Genomic DNA, 1,863 nt, shown 5'->3' on the forward strand with positions numbered 1-1,863 from the left:
CACGCTGGACGCCAAGGTAGGCGACAACGCGGCGAACCTGACCACGCTGGAGAAGGTGGTGGCCACCAATGAGCTGGCGATGTCGCAAAGCCTTGTCCAGCTCTCGGCCGAAGTGGGCGACAACAAGGCCGCAGTGCAGCAAACCACCGAGGCCCTGGCGGAAACCAATGGGAAGCTGTCGACCTTGTGGTCGGTGAAGATGGAAACCACGGCCGGCGGGCAGCTCTACGCCGCGTCGTTTGGTCTGGGCTTGCAGGTTGACCCTTCCGGCGTGTCGTCGCAGTTCGTTGTGCGGGCAGACACTTTCATGTTGCTGAACCTGGTCAATGGCACACCGGTTTCGCCCTTCTCTGTTACGGGAGGGCAGACGTTTATACGGTCGGCGTTTATTCAGGACGGTTCAATCAACATGCTGAAGATCGGAGACAACTTGCAGTCCGATGATTACCTCGCGGGTGTTCGTGGCTGGAGGTTGATGAAGAGCGGTAACTTTGAAATCAATGGCAGTGCATTGGGTCAAGGACGAATGACCATGACAAGCCGGTCCTTGCGGATCTATGACGGCAACAACGTCAAGCGCATTCAATTGGGAGATCTTACCGAATGAGTTATGGGCTGGAGGTGTTTGATAGCAATGGAGTTAAGACGTTAGGGATGGAGGATTTTACCATCACCCGTCTAGCAACAATGACAATCCCCAAAAATCCTTCAGGTCCTGGGGCAAGGCCAGCCCCGAGAACAGACTATATCTTGATGGATGTGCTTGGCTACGATCCAGCTACTTGTTTTGTAGTTATAACCCCTAAAGCTTACTCGGCCGGGGGCGAGTATCGACCTTATGGCTGGGGGTACATCCCAACATACAAGGATCTTGGTGGTACGCAGATTGCTATATATACATACGCAAACTACAGAGATCCTACAGGTATCGGTAATGACTACATCACCCGCTGGGTTGAAAACTCTGTGGAGTGTACAGTTGAAGTGGTGAGGGTTAACTAAATGTCTTATGGATTGGAGGTGGTAAATAATTTTGGCTCGGTGAGTATTAGTAGTGAGCACAAAGTCCTGGTTTTTTCTGAGCGCGGGACATTCAGAATTCGATCTGAATACACAGACCGAGTTGGGCACGGGGAGGTGGTTTTCAATAAGGCAATCACGACCACTGAAGCTCCTCAGGTTTTTATCAGGTATGAGAGCGGCGTCCATAACGATTTAGGGTTGTACTCAAGGCTACAAGGCGGGCCAGGAAATTGGACCGGGTTTAAGGTGGTTTCTGCTGTACGTGGAAACCCGAATTTACAGAACTACCTGATGGAATATGTATCCTGCAAATTTGCAGATCAGCAAGCATCAAACTCCTATGGATTGAATATATGGGACTATATGGGTCGACCAGTTTTTTCGTCTAGCGATAGGGTTGTCAGGTACAACAAGTTTGCCAAGGCATGGACGCTGGCTATTGGTAATTATGTTGATGTGTTCAGTAGCAACTTAGTGATTGATGCCGATGATTTTATCTGTTTGTCAGCATTTGACTGGGGACCTGTGTGGTTTACCAGCTTTAGCGAGAACTCTGGATTGACCTTGCTCGATAACGGAGTCAGGACTCTAAAAATACACAACCAGAAAACCGGTGCTGGTGGGTATTGGTACTGGCAAGGTACTAATGGTACAAATTTCTGCATTCCTGTTTGTAAATTTCCGATATCCCGCTACTACAACTAGCTCTATGCATTGCAGTGATGAATTACCAAGTCAATAGCCCGCCATGTGCGGGTTTTTTATTGCCAAACTTAAGGACAACCCCATGCCTTGGCTAAGAGCGGGAACAGTCGCTGTCACCAATGGATCGACAACGGT

Annotated in this window: 3 protein-coding genes; all 3 read left to right on the forward strand. The window is 49.5% G+C overall.

Annotated elements, in window-relative coordinates:
- On the forward strand, window positions 1-607 hold a 607-nt coding region (locus tag CKW13_RS24055), incomplete at its 5' end, for a DUF1983 domain-containing protein (RefSeq protein WP_141234026.1).
- Complete coding sequence (locus tag CKW13_RS24060; RefSeq protein WP_095111250.1) at window positions 604-1,002, forward strand: hypothetical protein; 399 nt, start codon at window positions 604-606, stop codon at window positions 1,000-1,002. The genes CKW13_RS24055 and CKW13_RS24060, both read left to right, overlap by 4 nt.
- Window positions 1,003-1,728 (forward strand): hypothetical protein, encoded by a 726-nt coding sequence (locus CKW13_RS24065; protein WP_095111251.1) that lies wholly within the window; start codon window positions 1,003-1,005, stop codon window positions 1,726-1,728. It abuts the gene before it with no gap.
- The last annotated feature ends 135 nt before the right edge of the window (window positions 1,729-1,863 follow it).

Source organism: Pseudomonas sp. Irchel 3E20 (assembly GCF_900187645.1).
Classification (GTDB): Bacteria; Pseudomonadota; Gammaproteobacteria; order Pseudomonadales; family Pseudomonadaceae; genus Aquipseudomonas.

What these genes read in the sequence shown, in the direction of transcription:
- CKW13_RS24065 (WP_095111251.1), top strand. Translation starts at nt 1,003, where the DNA reads ATGTCTTATGGATTGGAGGTGGTAAATAATTTTGGCTCGGTGAGTATT.
- CKW13_RS24060 (WP_095111250.1), top strand. Translation starts at nt 604, where the DNA reads ATGAGTTATGGGCTGGAGGTGTTTGATAGCAATGGAGTTAAGACGTTA.